Here is a 14,564-nt window from a genome sequence, read left to right as displayed (position 1 = left end):
ACTAGTTGCGGGCAAATCAGAGTAAGTGCGGATTACTTTTTGCTCTGGGCCAGCCTGGCGTGGCTCTCGGGCTTACCATCTGTGACGGCTGGCTTAGACCCTACTCTTTTTCTCTTGACCCTGCGGATTATCTCGGGGCGAAGAGAGGAGGAGTAGGGTCTTGTTGTATCACTTAACAAATTGATATGTTTGCTTATTACAAGGTAGAGTGAAGGTGCGTATTATGTGAGTGCGTCAATGACTGGTGCAGATTTCACCTGGGTCACGGCGCTCATGGGGCTAGTGGCGGCGCTTCCGTTCGCCGCTGCTGGTTTTAACCGAAACCTGGCTAGGCAGGAGCGTGACGAATACCAGCAGGTGCGATAAGAGGTGGTGTGGAGATATGAAGCGACAGCGTTTACAAGTGCTTCTGTTAGCGGGGGCGATGCTCCTGTCTGGTTGCTCCGCAACTAAACCAAGCATAGATTCAGTGAGCCTGGAACCACCGGCGGATGCTTATGTGTGGACTCCAATTACTGAAGGTTTTGACCGTTCTGAAATAACTCTCTCCCTTGTGCAGGGCAGAGCGTATGTCATTAATGCTCAATGTGGCGGTGAAGAGGGTACCGGCTTTGCTATCGATGTTTTACACGAAGATGGTACGTCTATCGCTAGTTATCAGCTTCAGTGCCCACAGCAAATTAATGAATCTTTAGGTGTGACTAGGGATGAGCGAGTAACTATGGCAGTTTCTGCACTAGACGGAAAAGACCTACCTTCACATAGCTCGTATGCGAGTATTCTGGGCGAGGGCGAATAGCACCTACACGCTAGAACCTAATCCGCACTTGTTCTGAAAAGTCCGCAACTAGTTGCGGGTACATCAGAATAAGTGCGGATTACTTTTTGCCCTGGGCCAGTCTGGTGAGCAGGGTGGACGCGCGGTGGGCCCGCATACCCACCAGTGACGAGTTCGTAGAGTCACTGGGCTTCTGCGTCGAAGCGTAGAGATAGTAGCCAGCCAAAGCGACAACAGTAGCCTGCAAGAACTCGAGCGCAGGACGCCCGGGCGTCGGAATCAGCTCCCTTACCTCGGTGAGGCTCAGGCTAGGGTCGGCGATCAGGGCGTCCGTCGCTACAGAAGCGACGTCAAAGTGGGGATTGCCCACCGTTGCCCAGGGCCAGTCAATCAAAACTGCTTCACCAGTGGGGCGAATCAGAATATTGTCGCCCCTCAGGTCTGTATGTACATAGGAGCTTCCTGCCAAGTGGGCAACCAGGTGCTCATCGACAAAGGCGGCAAACTTGGCAGCCTTCTGGTTGACAAAGGGCAATAGGTCTACCAGCTCATGGTAGGAGTCAGTTCCCTGAACGTAGGCCAGCTGCTCTAGGGTCACACCCTGGGTAAGCTTGTGCCAAAAACCGAGTTCTTCGGTCAGGTCCGCTTCAGTGGTCGGCAGCTTGAGCTCCGCATTCACAGGAACCCGGCTCATGCCGTCCAGGGCCCGAAAAACGGCAGCCAGTTCCTCTCTTTGCCAGGGGTATTCTGGGTGCCGCCCTTCGATATCTTCCAGAAGCAGGGCAGCCCAGGCTGTGCCGTCCGCCCCTGAAAAATCACGGGTGGCGAGGACGGCCGGGGTCGGGGTGTTGCTGGGGAAGGACGCGGTGATGCGGCCCTCCTTGCGGTGTAGGTCAGCTGTTTGTGGGTGAAGGGTGGCGTCAACAGCCTTAAGGAAAGCCTTGCGCCCTGTGCGGGTGACCAGGCGGTCTGCGGTGCCCAGGCTGAACCCACCGCTTTGCGACTCGGCTCTGACTACGGTGTCACCTAGCTCTTCTTCCACCCAGGCCTGCACGGAATGAGGGAGGTCCGCCCAGGTGGCACGCTGGGTAAGGGGCACTGGGGAGGGTATCTGATCACTCATGGCTCTAGCTTAGCTACCTTGCTTTTGGGGGTAATAAATTATTGCCGAACTATAGCCCTTAGGGGTAAAAGCGCCGTAACAGAGTAGAAAAAATATCCACCCCCTGGCGCCTGGATGCTCCCAGAATCTAGGCTTTAAGTGAGCCACAACACTCAATCTGCTGTATTTCTAAGGAGCTCTCACATGGCCACCATGAAAGCTGTTGTTGTTTCTGACCGTCTTGATGGAACCGTGGATATCAAAGATGTGCCCGTACCCGAGGTGGGTCACGGTCAGGTGCTTGCCAAGATTGAATACTCAGGTATCTGCCATACCGACCTGCACGTAGCGGCCAGCGACTTTGGCGAAAAACCCGGTCGTATTCTGGGCCATGAGGGCGTCGGTGTGATTACCGAAGTGGGCCCCGGCGTTGAACACCTTAAAGTAGGCGACCGTGTCTGCGTTCCCTGGTTCTTCAAGGGCTGCGGCTACTGCGAATACTGCACCGACGGCCGTGAAACCTTCTGCCGCTCCGTCATCAATGCGGGCTACACAGCAGATGGTGGCATGAGCGAATACACCCTGCTCTACGCTGACTACACCGTCAAGGTTCCCGATGCTCTCGACCCGGTTGAGGCAACCTCCATCACCTGTGCCGGTGTGACCACATATAAGGCCGTGAAAGAATCAGGCGTCCGCCCGGGTCAGTGGATTGTCTGCTTTGGTGCAGGCGGCCTGGGCAACCTCTCCGTTCAGTACGCCAAGAACGTCTTCGGGGCCCAGGTTATTGCCGTTGACCTTAATGAAGACAAGCTGCTGCTGGCTAAGGACAGCGGGGCAGATGTGGTCATCAACGCTAAGAATGTCGAAGACGTCGTGGAAGAAATCAAGAACACCACTGGCGGGGCTGGTGCCCACGTTGCGGTAGTAACTGCGGTAGCTAAGGCTGCCTTTAATCAGGCTGTTGATTCCGTCCGCGCCGGTGGCACCGTGATTGCTGTTGGCCTACCCACCGAGTCTATGGATCTCAACATCCCCCGCCTGGTGCTCGACGGTATCAAGGTGCAAGGTTCCCTGGTGGGTACCCGCCAGGATCTCGCCGAGGCCTTCGAATTTGGCGCCCAGGGGCGCGTCAAGCCCGTGGTTCAGCTGCGCCCGGTCGAAGATGCCCAGGCAATCTTTGACGAAATGCATGCCGGCTTAATTGACGGACGCATGGTGCTCGACTTTACGGGGGCAACCCGCTAAATCGCCTACCGTTGGGTGGGGTTCTGGGGTTTTCCAGGCCCCACTTTTCTACTCTCTATATGAAATATTTATCTCGCATATCAAGATTCAAAGTTTCAAGTCTGTTTCATTTTGCCATCCCTGCGTAACGTCACCCTTTGAATAATTACGCAAAATATTCATGACCTAATCCGGTTTTGCCTAGGTCATACGGGCTCAATTTCTAGACAAAAAGCGTATCTAGTAGGGGAGCGGCCCCAATCCCACCCGTGTAACACCCAGCCGCCTGTTGAATCTTTACACGCAGGGGCGTATAAATTTACACATACGTAACGAAGTCTCTAGAGACTGATGGAAGATTGCTCTCGCACCTACCCGAATGCGAGGCGAACCGCAGGCTCAGGCCCCCACCCGGGCGTCCTTGAGTCACCACACGCTCCATCGTCACAGCGAGGCGACCACCGACATCTTGTGCTGCAAGGGAGCGGCTAAACCGCAGGCGTCCTGTGCCATCAGCTCCCGCGCGCCAGCCGTTTAGCCCACTCCACCGGCACCAGAGCCCAACGTAAGTAGGAACGGCCCACATGAGTCACACCACGCTCGGCAGTGCAGTCCACGCCGATAAGACCTTCACCCAGGACCCCCACACCCTCGGGCACGCCCCTTCACCCTTCACCACCTTTGCTTCCATTCCCGAGGCTACCGGGCTTTACAGCCCGGAGAATGAAAAGGACGCCTGCGGTCTGGCCATGATTGCCACCCTGCGCGGCACCCCCGGCCACGACATCGTCGATCACGCGCTGACAGCCCTGCGCCGCTTGGAGCACCGCGGTGCTGTGGGCGCGGACGAGGGTACCGGCGACGGCGCCGGTATTCTGCTGCAGATTCCCGATGCCTTCCTGCGCGAGGTCGTGGACTTTGAGCTGCCCGAACTCGGTAAGTACGCCGTGGGTACCGCCTACCTGCCCACCGGCGGTGAGAACGCCGAGGAGCTCAAAGAGGGTCTGACCCAGATTGCCCAGCGCGAGGGTCTGCGCGTGCTCGGCTGGCGCGAGGTGCCGGTCAAGGCAGATATCGTCGGTAAGGCTGCCCGCGAGGTCATGCCCTACTTCGTACAGATGTTTATCGCAGAGGCATCCGGTGAAGACCTGGACGCCGTCAACGCCCCCTTCACCGGGCACATCCCCGTCATTAACCTGGACGAAGATTCAGAGCGCCGCCAGCTCGATCAGAAGGCTTTCCGCGTGCGCAAGCGGGCCCAGCACAAGCTCGGCGTCTACTTCCCGTCCTTCTCATCGCGTACCATCGTCTACAAGGGCATGCTGACCACCGCGCAGCTTGAACCCTTCTACCCGGATCTCTCCGACCCGCGTTTTGCCACCAAGCTGGCGATCGTCCACTCGCGTTTCTCGACCAACACCTTCCCCTCCTGGCCCCTGGCCCAGCCCTTCCGCACCATCGCCCACAACGGCGAAATCAACACGGTCAAGGGCAACCGCAACTGGATGCGCGCTCGCCAGTCCCAGCTCAAGTCCCCGGTTCTGGGCCGCAACCCCGAAGAGCTCTTCCCCATTTGCTCGGTGGGTGCCTCTGACTCCCAGAGCTTCGATGAAGTTGCAGAACTGCTGATGCTCTCGGGGCGTTCGGCTGCCCAGGTGCTCATGATGATGGTTCCTGAGGCCTGGGAAAACCACGAAACCATGGACGAGGACCGCCGCGCCTTCTACCGCTACCACTCCTCCCTCATGGAGCCCTGGGACGGCCCTGCCGCGATTGCTTTTACGGACGGCGACAACGTCGGCTCCGTCCTGGACCGCAATGGTCTGCGCCCCGGCCGCTACTGGGTCACCGACGAGGGCCTGGTCATTCTGGCCTCTGAGGTCGGCGTGGTCGACATGCCCGAAGAGAAGATTGTTGAGAAGGGCCGAGTTTCGCCCGGCAAGATGTTCTTCGTTGATACCAAGGCAGGACGCCTGGTGCCCGACGAAGAGGTTAAGGCAGCGGTTGCTGCCGAGCAGCCCTGGAAGCAGTGGGCCGATGAGAACATCGTCGACCTGGCCGACCTGCCCGAGCGCGAGCACATCCGCGCCTCCCGTAAGTCGATCCTCAAGCGTCAGCAGACCTTCGGCTACACCGAAGAAGAGCTGCGGAAGATTCTCGCCCCGATGGCCAAGACCGGTGCTGAGCCCATCTACGCCATGGGCACTGACACCCCCATTGCGGTGCTGTCCACCCGCCACCGCCTGCTCTTTGACTACTTCGTGCAGTCCTTTGCCCAGGTGACCAACCCGCCGCTGGACTCCATCCGTGAAGAGCTGGTAACCAGCCTCAAGACCTCTATCGGTGCCGACGGCAACCTGCTGCGCAACGGCCGGGTTAAGGTGCAGCACGTTGGGCTGAACTTCCCCGTCATCAACAACGATGAACTCGACAAGATCGCTCATATCGAGGACGAGGACGGCATGCCCGCCGCCCTCAAGGTCAGCGGTCTGTACCCGGCCCACGGGGGAGAGGACGCCCTACGGGCCCGTATCGCTGAAATCTGTGAAAAGGTGTCAGCTGCGGTAGAGCGCGGTGTGCAGTTCCTGATTCTCTCTGACCGTAACTCTAATGGCGCCTGGGCCCCCATTCCCTCCTTGCTGCTGACCAGCGCCGTCCACCACCACCTGCTGCGTTCAGCAACCCGCACCAAGGTTGCTCTGATCGTTGAAGCCGGTGACGTGCGTGAAGTCCACCACGTTGCTACCCTCATTGGCTACGGTGCCTCAGCCGTCAACCCCTATCTGGCTATGGAATCGGTTGAAGAGCTGGTCGCCCAGGGCGAGATCACTGGAGTGACCGAGTCTGAGGCGGTCTACAACCTGATTAAGGCTTTGGGTAAGGGCCTGCAGAAGATTATGTCCAAGATGGGCATCTCCACCGTCTCCTCCTACTGTGGTGCCCAAACCTTTGAGGCCCTGGGCCTGTCCCAGAGCCTGGTTGACCAGTACTTCACCGGCACCCACTCCCAGATGGACGGCGTGGGGCTGAACGTCATTGAAGCTGAGGTCCGTAAGCGTCACCACGATGCCTACCCCGACGACGGCGTTGCCGTGCCCCACCGTGCCCTGGAAACCGGCGGCGAATATGACTGGCGTCGCGAGGGCCCGCCCCACCTCTTCAATCCCCAGACCATCTTCCGTCTGCAGCACTCCACTAAGACCCGCCGCTACGACATCTTCAAGTCCTACACCAAGCTGGTCGATGACCAGGCCAAGGACCTGATGACCCTGCGCGGCCTCTTCACCTTCACCGAAGACCGCACCCCCATCTCCATTGACGAGGTGGAACCCGTCAGTGAGATCGTCAAGCGCTTCTCCACCGGTGCTATGAGCTACGGCTCTATCTCCAAGGAGGCCCACGAGACCCTGGCCATTGCCATGAACCGCCTGGGCGCTAAGTCCAATACCGGTGAGGGCGGTGAGGATGTCGACCGTCTGCTGGACCCCGAACGTCGTTCTGCCATCAAGCAGGTCGCCTCCGGCCGTTTCGGCGTGACCTCCCTCTACCTGACCAACGCCGATGACATCCAGATCAAGATGGCTCAGGGCGCTAAGCCCGGTGAGGGCGGCCAGCTCATGGCCCAGAAGGTCTACCCCTGGGTAGCCAAGACCCGCCACTCCACCCCCGGCGTCTCCCTGATTTCGCCCCCGCCCCACCACGATATTTACTCCATCGAGGACCTTGCCCAGCTGATCTACGACTGCAAGCGAGCCAACCCGTCCGCCCGTGTGCACGTGAAGCTGGTCTCCGAAATCGGTATCGGTACCGTGGCAGCGGGCGTCACCAAGGCTAAGGCCGACGTCGTGCTCATCTCGGGCCACGACGGCGGCACCGGCGCAGCCCCGCTCAACTCCCTCAAGCACGCAGGTGCCCCCTGGGAGCTCGGCCTGGCCGAAGCACAGCAGACCCTCATGATCAACGGCCTGCGCGACCGCGTGGTGGTGCAGGCGGACGGCCAGCTCAAGACCGGACGCGACGTCATCATCGCCGCCCTGCTCGGTGCCGAAGAATACGGCTTCGCCACCGCACCCCTGGTCGTTGAAGGCTGCATCATGATGCGCAAGTGCCACCTGGATACCTGCCCCGTGGGCGTTGCCACCCAGAACCCCGACCTGCGTGCCCGCTTCACCGGTCAGGCCGACCATGTGGTCAACTTCTTCGAATTCATCGCTGAAGAAGTGCGCGAATACCTGGCCCAGCTAGGCTTCCGCACCCTGGATGAGGCCATCGGCCACGCCGAGGTACTCGACATGTCTCAGGCTATTGACCACTGGAAGGCAGACGGGCTCGACCTGTCCAAGGTACTGACCTCAACTGCCGTTGACTACGAGGGGCAGGGCATCCGCCACCTCAAGGACCAGGACCACGAACTGGACCAGCACATCGACAACACCTTCATTGCAGCTGCCCAGGACACCCTGTGCGCTCGCACCCCGGTCACCATTGACTCACCGGTGGTCAATACCGACCGCTCCGTGGGCACCATGCTGGGCCACACCGTCACCAAGACCTTCGGTATTGAGGTGCTGGACCACGACTCTATCACCCTCAACCTCACCGGCCACGCGGGCCAGTCCCTCGGCGCCTTCCTGCCGCAGGGCATCACCATCCGCCTGACCGGCGACTCCAATGACTACGTGGGCAAGGGCCTCTCCGGCGGCCGCATTATCGTGGCTCCGGACGCCGCAGCCCCCCTGGTTGCCGAAGAGAACGTGGTAGCCGGTAACGTCATTGGCTACGGTGCCACTAGCGGTGAAATGTTCATCCGCGGTATCGTCGGTGAGCGCTTCCTGGTACGTAACTCCGGTGCCACTGCCGTTGTTGAAGGCATCGGCGATCACGGCTGCGAATACATGACCGGTGGCAAGGCCCTGATTCTGGGCTCAACCGGCCGTAACTTCGGCGCGGGCATGAGCGGCGGTACCGCCTACGTACTCGACCTCGATATGGCTAAGGTCAACAAGCAGTCCCGCGAATCCGGCGAACTAGGCTTCCTGGAACTAACCGAGGACGACCGTGCCGAAGTTGCCCAGCTGCTGACCCGCCACCGCACCGAGACCGGCTCAACCCTGGCGTCCGCCCTGCTGGAAGACCTGGAGGGCACCTACGCCCGCATCACCAAGGTGCTCCCGCGCGACTTCGCCGCCGTACAAGCTATCCGTGCCGAGGCCGAAGCCGCCGGCGAAGACACCGAATCCATGCAGGTTTGGAACAAGATTTTGGAGGTGACCGCTCGTGGCTGATCCCCGCGGTTTTCTGAAAGTAACCACCCGTCAAGACCGACCCAAGCGCCCCGTCCCCGTGCGCATCCTTGACTGGAACGAGGTGCAGGTCGCCCAGAACTCAGCGGTTCTCAAGACCCAGGCCTCCCGCTGCATGGACTGCGGCGTTCCCTTCTGCCACGTCGGCTGCCCCCTCGGCAACCTGATTCCCGAATGGAACGACCTGACCTGGCGGGAGCAAACCGAAAAGGCCGTAGAGCGCCTGCACGCAACCAACAACTTCCCCGAGTTCACCGGACGCGTCTGCCCGGCTCCCTGCGAAACCTCCTGTGTGCTGGGTATCAACCAGCCTGCGGTGACCATCAAGCAGATTGAATACACCATCGCTGAGCAGGCCTTCGAGGGCGGCTACATCGAGCCCATTATGCCCGACCGCATGCTCGATAAGACCGTGGCAGTAGTCGGTTCAGGCCCCGCCGGTCTAGCCGCAGCCCAGCAGCTCACCCAGGCAGGCTTCACCGTTGCTGTCTTCGAACGCGACGACAAGGTAGGCGGCCTGCTGCGCTACGGCATCCCCGACTTCAAGCTGGAAAAAGATATCGTTGACCGCCGTATCGAGGTCATGAAGGCAGAAGGCACCCGCTTCCGCACCGGCATTGAAATCGGCAAGGACATCACCTGGGACGACCTCAAGCGCCGCTACGATGCCGTCATCGTTGCCACCGGCGCCACCGCCCCCCGCGCCCTGCCCATCCCCGGGGCCGACCTGGACGGCGTCCACTACGCCATGCCCTACCTGACCGAAGCCAACCGCGTGGTAGCCGGCGACCTTGCCGCCCCCACCATCGACGCAGCGGGTAAGCACGTGATCGTACTCGGTGGCGGCGACACCGGCTCAGACTGCATCGGCACCGCCGTCCGCCAGGGAGCTGCCTCCATCACCACCCTGGCCATCGGCGCCCAGCCCCCGGCAGACCGCGCCGACCACGAGCCCTGGCCCATGTTCCCCAAGGTCTTCGAGGTATCCTCATCCCACGAAGAAGGTGGCGAACGCAAGTACCTGGCCTCAACCGTCGAATTCGTGGGCGAAAACGGTAAACTCACCGGCCTCAAGGTCGCAGAAACCGAATACCTACCCGACGGCCGCCGCGTGCCCAAGGCAGGCACCGAACACGTGATCCCCGCTGACCTGGTCTTCCTGGCCCTGGGCTTCACCGGCCAGGAAAACGATGCCATCACCACCCAGGTCGGCGCCGAACTAGACCGCCGCACCAACGTGGCCCGCGACGAGAACTACATGACCAACATCCCCGGCGTCTTCTCCTGCGGCGACGCCGGACGCGGCCAGTCCCTGGTCGTCTGGGCAATTGCCGAAGGACGGGCCTGCGCAGCAGCTGTTGAAAAGCACCTGACCGGCTCCACCGAGCTGCCCTCACCGGTAGCCCCCAGTGACCGGGCAATTGATTTGGCGCTCTAGCTAGAAAGGGAGGCAGATTCACAGCGAAGCTGCTGGCTCGGATGAAGTGAGTGGGTGCGTAGCACCGCAAGAGCGAACGCAATCCGCCGCAAGGCGGGGCGTGAATCGCTCGTGAGCGAAGCGAACCGGCGAGAGGGTCGGCAGCGAGCGTGAATCTGCCTCCCTTTTCGAACAAAACCGATAAAAGAAACCGGCCCCGCCCCAGTCATATCACTGGGGCGGGGCCGGTTTTCTGCGTGAGCTTTAGCTTTCCCTTAGGCCAGGGCAGCTACTTCCTGCACCAGGGGAGCGATCTGCTCTTCGCTGGAGTAATCCACTGTCTTTTGGGTGAAACTGTCGAGCATCTGCTGGTTGGCCTCAGATTTCTTGGGCAGGGCAGCAATGGCTGAGCGGATGCCCACCATCACGGTCTTGTGCTTGAAAGAAAGCCGGGTGTGGTCCAGCCCGCCGCGCAGGTGGTAGGTGTCCAGGGCGTCCTGAACCAGGCTCTCACCCAGATTCTTGGCCAGCAGGGCATCAAGCTTCTGCTGGCTTGCTCCTGCCAGGCCGCTAAAGGAGACTGTAAAGAGGGCGTAGGGCTTGGACCGTAGCTCCTGCTCGTACTTTTTCAGCTCCTGGGCGCCGGTGAGAAAGCCGCCGTAGTCGCTCAGGCCTGCTACGAGCACGTCCGTATCTGCTACGGCGCGTTCGGTCAGAGCATCCAGGGGAAGTAACTGCACGGTGTACTGCCCTTCAAGCTGCTGCTCAGCCCAGCGGGCGTACTGCTCGGTATAGCCGTACTGGCTCCCGTAGGTAATGAGGAGAGTTTTCATGACTAGGAGGCTGCGATGTCGGTCAGGTAGGTTTCGACCTCGGCGATCAGGGGCTTAGTCCAGTCGCGGTTGGTGTGGTCAGCGCCGCCGTTTTCGAAGGCTTCGATCAGCTGCTTGTCGTACTCGTTCTGCTTGGGCTTGAGCTTGTAGGCGGTCTTGACGCCGGTCAGGGCGGTCTTGTGGAGCTTAGACATTTCGTCCATCTTGAGGCCCCCGCGGAAGTGGAAGGCGGGGCGGTCGCCGGCGACGTCTGCCTTGTAGCTCTTCATGACGCGCTCGTCCAGGTAGGAGCGGGGGTAAACCTCGGTGCCGTTGAAGGAGACGGTGTAGAAGACGCGGTTGGGCACCTTGAGCATGGCTTCGCGGCGCTTGCGCAGGGTGGGGGCGCCGGTGAGGAAGCCACCCAGGTAGCTGGCGCCGACGATGAGTACGTCGGCTGCTTCGATCATCTCGTCGGTTGCTTCGGCAACGGGGGAGAGGGAGACCTGGGGGGCGGACGCGTGGGCGCGCAGGTCTTCTGCGATCCAGTGGGCGTAGCGTTCGGTGTGGCCGTAGGTGGAGCCGAAGAGGATCAGGACGTTGGGGGTAGGCATGGGCACTCTTTCGTTTGTTTGCGGGCCGGTGGCTTACCGGGGCTTCTGCATACAGAATACCGCGCTACCGGTGTGTGTTCTCAAAGCTGACAAGCTAGATGACATATTTTGTTTGTTTATGACTGTTTATGTGTGTTTTGGTGGGGTTTGTGTCGAATATTTACACAAAAAGTGCCCAATGCCTCCACCAAAACCTCACGAAACAACGTATAATGAGGTGTGGACATGTTGGTTTCATGCTGACTATCTGTGAATATGTTGGTTGTTGATTCCCTATCGACAGAAACCGCACCAAAGGTTCTCAGACCCCTACAAACCTAAGGTTGATTGATGAGACGCGCAAAGATTGTTTGTACTATTGGCCCCGCAATTTCCGCACCCGAGAAGATTGCAGCGGCTATCGAAGCGGGCATGAACGTCGCCCGCCTGAACATGAGCCACGGTGACCACGAGGTTCACACCAACTCATACGCAACCATCCGCGAGCAGGCTGAAAAGCTTGGTCGCAACGTCGCGATTCTCGCCGACCTTCAGGGCCCCAAGATTCGCCTCGAAACCTTCAAGAACGGCGCCGAGGTGCTCGAACCCGGTGATACCTTCAAGATCACCACTGAAGACGTTGAAGGTACCAAGGAAATCTGCGGCACCACCTTCAAGGGCCTGCCCGGCGACGTCAAGCCCGGCGACACCCTGCTGATTGACGACGGTAAGATCCGCCTCGAAGCTATCGAGGTTAACGAGACCACCGTGACCACCCGCGTCATCGTCGGTGGCCCCATCTCCAACAACAAGGGCATCAACCTGCCCGGCGTTGCTGTCTCCATTCCCGCCCTGACCGAAAAGGACGAGCGCGACCTGCGTTTTGCCCTGAACCTGGGTGTTGACATTATTGCTCTCTCCTTCGTCCGCTCCGGCGACGACATCCAGCGCGTTCACGAAATCATGGCAGAAGAGGGCCGCAAGATTGCCGTCATCGCCAAGATTGAAAAGCCCCAGGCTGTTGAAAACCTGCAGGATATCGTCGATAAGTTCGACGGCATCATGGTAGCCCGTGGTGACCTGGGTGTGGAATTCCCCCTCGAAGAGGTTCCCCTGGTACAGAAGCGCGCCATTGAACTGGCCCGCCGCTGGGCAAAGCCCGTCATCGTGGCAACCCAGGTGCTGGAAACCATGATTCAGAACCCCACGCCCACCCGTGCAGAGGCCTCCGACTGCGCTAACGCTATCCTCGATGGCGCCGACGCCGTCATGCTCTCCGGTGAAACCTCAGTGGGTAAGTACCCCATCATCACCATCCAGACCATGGCTCGCATCATCAAGTCCACCGAAGAGCGCGGCCTCTTCCGCGTTCCCGAACTGGGCACCTCACCCCGCACCCGTGGCGGCGCTATCACCCGCGCAGCTGTGAACATTGCTGACCAGCTGGATGTTAAGTACATCGCTACTTTCACCCAGTCCGGTGACACCGCCCGCCGTCTGGCCCGCCTGCGTCCGGCCAAGCCCGTGCTGGCTCTGACCCCTGAGCCCTCCGTCCGCGCCTTCCTGTCCCTGCTGTGGGGTGTTGAAGCTGCTGTTTCACCCACCGCTAAGGACACCGACGAGATGACCGCCGTGGTTGACCGCTACATGCTGGCCAACGGCCTGGCTGAAGCCAACGACATGATTGTCATGGCAGCCGGTTCACCTCCCGGCGTTGCTGGCTCCACCAACACCGTCAAGGTCCACCGCGTTGGTGACCTTGATGATGCCGGCGCTGTGCTGCCTGAAGCTCGCGAAACTGTCGGTCCCTTCACTGACTAAGAGATAAGCGGCTCCTTGAAGCCACGCTAAGGGCCCCGTCACTTCAAGACCTGAAGTGGCGGGGCCCTTGTCTCTGTAGACTAGCTGATATGACAAATACTTTTCTCACTCGCTCCACCGTTATCGATGCGCCCCTTGAGCGCGTCCGCTCCCAGATTGAGGACCTGCACGCCTGGGAAAACTGGTCGCCCTGGCAGGAACTTGACCCCGCCATGCAGCAGACCTACTCGGGTGCCGAGAGCGGCGTGGGCGCAAAGATGGCCTGGGTTGGTAACAAGAAGGCCGGTGAGGGCCGCATGACTGTAGTGACGGTGGAGGACAACCTGGTTGAGGTTGATATTGAGTTCATCAAACCTTGGGCTGCTCAGAACCGTAGCCACTTCAAGCTGCAACCTACCGAAGGCGGCACTGCTGTTGCCTGGTCCATGAGCGGTGAGCAGAACCTGATGATAAAGGTAATGTTCAAGGTCTTTAACATGCAAAAGCGCATCGGTGCTGATTTTGAGCGCGGGCTGGCCCGCCTTAAGGCGGCAGCAGAGGGTTAGGACGCCCGCCTCACTCGGTTGCCTGCGGGAAGTCCTTCGTCATATAGGGGTCATAGTTGCCTATTATGGTTGATGAATGAACTTTAACCTGCCTGACAGGCGTAGACTTGTTGTGGTGATTCAGGACCGGAGATTTGGTTTTGAATCGAACCGCCGTAGGAACCACAAGATCAAAGCCTAGCTTCGGTCTTGTCTCCTCACCAGCCCGCCCGCCCCTCTGGGGTGGGTGGGTTTTTTGGGTTAGCAGGACAGAAGGTGTGTCCCCACTCGCTAGAACACAAGAAAATCAGCCCCGCACGTTAGCCCCTGCCTGAAATGCAACCACCGAACCAAACGAGACGGAAAAACCAGAGCCGGAACCACCCGCGCCCGTGCCTGTGAGCGTGCACCAAATCGCCGAACGTGCACCGGGCAAATACACGCTCAGCGATATCACGCACGCTCACTTATGAAGGCAGACAGCACAAGGGCTGCACTATGAGAAAACCCCCGGCAGTACCTGGCCAAGTCCGCACCGACATCAGCGCTCAGACCCACCTCAAAAATTCCCGGGGTGGGACACACTTTTCTGCCTATAACCCCTAATGTCCCCCCAATAGCCTAACCCTCACGTCAACAAAAAACCCTCTCCCGTCAACAGGAGAGGGTTTGTATCGTTCTGATTAGGCGTTTTATGGTGCCCAAGGTGGGACTCGACCCCACACTCCGAAGAACCGCAATGCAAGTGATGGGCTGGTCCTCCATGTCCATGCTCAACCGCTACCAGCAGGTGCTCGACGAAATGGAACGCGAGGCAGTCGCAAAGATGGGCGGAGCTATCTTCGACGTCGCACTGGCCGACGACGAAGAATACGAATAGAGAAGAGCGAAGCCCCGGACCCTGTTATGAACTAGCCCCCGAAAGTTGGACTGGTTTAATCCTAGACCGTCAGGGCTGCCAAAGCCTGGCTCCGATACCCCATCGGA

General features: G+C 59.7%; 11 protein-coding genes. 8 read left to right on the top strand and 3 right to left on the bottom strand.

What is annotated here, in order from left to right; genetic code table 11:
- The first annotated feature begins 237 nt into the window (after nucleotides 1-237).
- Together ACFP6B_RS02875 and ACFP6B_RS02870 are read left to right on the top strand one after the other, a co-directional pair.
- Nucleotides 238-366 (top strand): hypothetical protein, encoded by a 129-nt coding sequence (locus ACFP6B_RS02875; RefSeq protein WP_377126577.1) that lies wholly within the window; start codon nucleotides 238-240, stop codon nucleotides 364-366.
- Nucleotides 367-382: 16 nt separating this feature from the next.
- Complete coding sequence (locus ACFP6B_RS02870; RefSeq protein ID WP_377126574.1) at nucleotides 383-799, top strand: hypothetical protein; 417 nt, start codon at nucleotides 383-385, stop codon at nucleotides 797-799.
- A gap of 79 nt (nucleotides 800-878) precedes the next feature.
- On the opposite strand, the gene ACFP6B_RS02865 is transcribed toward ACFP6B_RS02870, so the two are convergent.
- On the bottom strand, nucleotides 879-1,901 hold the full coding sequence (locus ACFP6B_RS02865) for an aminoglycoside phosphotransferase family protein (RefSeq protein WP_377126571.1): 1,023 nt from the start codon (nucleotides 1,899-1,901) through the stop codon (nucleotides 879-881).
- Between the two features lie 183 nt (nucleotides 1,902-2,084).
- Here ACFP6B_RS02865 and adhP point away from each other — a divergent pair, with 183 nt between their 5' ends.
- From adhP to ACFP6B_RS02850, 3 genes are all read left to right on the top strand, one after another.
- Complete coding sequence (adhP, locus tag ACFP6B_RS02860; protein ID WP_377126568.1) at nucleotides 2,085-3,128, top strand: alcohol dehydrogenase AdhP; 1,044 nt, start codon at nucleotides 2,085-2,087, stop codon at nucleotides 3,126-3,128.
- A gap of 563 nt (nucleotides 3,129-3,691) precedes the next feature.
- Complete coding sequence (gltB, locus tag ACFP6B_RS02855; RefSeq protein WP_377126565.1) at nucleotides 3,692-8,392, top strand: glutamate synthase large subunit; 4,701 nt, start codon at nucleotides 3,692-3,694, stop codon at nucleotides 8,390-8,392.
- On the top strand, nucleotides 8,385-9,848 hold the full coding sequence (locus tag ACFP6B_RS02850; protein ID WP_377126562.1) for a glutamate synthase subunit beta: 1,464 nt from the start codon (nucleotides 8,385-8,387) through the stop codon (nucleotides 9,846-9,848). Before gltB ends, ACFP6B_RS02850 begins: the two co-directional genes overlap by 8 nt.
- Nucleotides 9,849-10,102: 254 nt before the next feature.
- On the opposite strand, the gene ACFP6B_RS02845 is transcribed toward ACFP6B_RS02850, so the two are convergent.
- Nucleotides 10,103-10,660 (bottom strand): flavodoxin domain-containing protein, encoded by a 558-nt coding sequence (locus tag ACFP6B_RS02845; protein ID WP_377126559.1) that lies wholly within the window; start codon nucleotides 10,658-10,660, stop codon nucleotides 10,103-10,105.
- A gap of 2 nt (nucleotides 10,661-10,662) precedes the next feature.
- Nucleotides 10,663-11,253, bottom strand: coding sequence for a flavodoxin domain-containing protein (locus ACFP6B_RS02840; RefSeq protein WP_346874464.1), 591 nt, complete (start codon nucleotides 11,251-11,253; stop codon nucleotides 10,663-10,665).
- Between the two features lie 330 nt (nucleotides 11,254-11,583).
- Between ACFP6B_RS02840 and pyk the strand changes: the two genes are divergently transcribed.
- From pyk to ACFP6B_RS02825, 3 genes are all read left to right on the top strand, one after another.
- Entirely contained in the window at nucleotides 11,584-13,053 is a 1,470-nt protein-coding gene (gene pyk, locus ACFP6B_RS02835; protein WP_377126555.1) for a pyruvate kinase, read from the top strand.
- 89 nt (nucleotides 13,054-13,142) lie between these two features.
- The gene (locus tag ACFP6B_RS02830; protein WP_377126552.1) at nucleotides 13,143-13,598 is read left to right on the top strand and encodes an SRPBCC family protein; all 456 of its coding nucleotides are present in this window, start codon (nucleotides 13,143-13,145) and stop codon (nucleotides 13,596-13,598) included.
- Nucleotides 13,599-14,316: 718 nt separating this feature from the next.
- Nucleotides 14,317-14,457 (top strand): hypothetical protein, encoded by a 141-nt coding sequence (locus ACFP6B_RS02825; RefSeq protein WP_377126549.1) that lies wholly within the window; start codon nucleotides 14,317-14,319, stop codon nucleotides 14,455-14,457.
- The last annotated feature ends 107 nt before the right edge of the window (nucleotides 14,458-14,564 follow it).

This window comes from Rothia nasimurium (genome assembly GCF_042660305.1).
GTDB classification, from domain to species: domain Bacteria; phylum Actinomycetota; class Actinomycetes; order Actinomycetales; family Micrococcaceae; genus Rothia; species Rothia nasimurium.
The sequence above is the reverse complement of the archived record's forward strand: the minus strand, read 5'-3'. Positions and strand labels throughout refer to the sequence as shown.

Bases quoted from the DNA above. Each gene is read 5' to 3' on its own strand.
- ACFP6B_RS02875 (WP_377126577.1), top strand. From the start codon at position 238: ATGACTGGTGCAGATTTCACCTGGGTCACGGCGCTCATGGGGCTAGTG.
- ACFP6B_RS02870 (WP_377126574.1), top strand. From the start codon at position 383: ATGAAGCGACAGCGTTTACAAGTGCTTCTGTTAGCGGGGGCGATGCTC.
- ACFP6B_RS02865 (WP_377126571.1), bottom strand. From the start codon at position 1,901: ATGAGTGATCAGATACCCTCCCCAGTGCCCCTTACCCAGCGTGCCACC.
- adhP (WP_377126568.1), top strand. From the start codon at position 2,085: ATGGCCACCATGAAAGCTGTTGTTGTTTCTGACCGTCTTGATGGAACC.
- gltB (WP_377126565.1), top strand. From the start codon at position 3,692: ATGAGTCACACCACGCTCGGCAGTGCAGTCCACGCCGATAAGACCTTC.
- ACFP6B_RS02845 (WP_377126559.1), bottom strand. From the start codon at position 10,660: ATGAAAACTCTCCTCATTACCTACGGGAGCCAGTACGGCTATACCGAG.
- ACFP6B_RS02840 (WP_346874464.1), bottom strand. From the start codon at position 11,253: ATGCCTACCCCCAACGTCCTGATCCTCTTCGGCTCCACCTACGGCCAC.
- pyk (WP_377126555.1), top strand. From the start codon at position 11,584: ATGAGACGCGCAAAGATTGTTTGTACTATTGGCCCCGCAATTTCCGCA.
- ACFP6B_RS02830 (WP_377126552.1), top strand. From the start codon at position 13,143: ATGACAAATACTTTTCTCACTCGCTCCACCGTTATCGATGCGCCCCTT.
- ACFP6B_RS02825 (WP_377126549.1), top strand. From the start codon at position 14,317: ATGCAAGTGATGGGCTGGTCCTCCATGTCCATGCTCAACCGCTACCAG.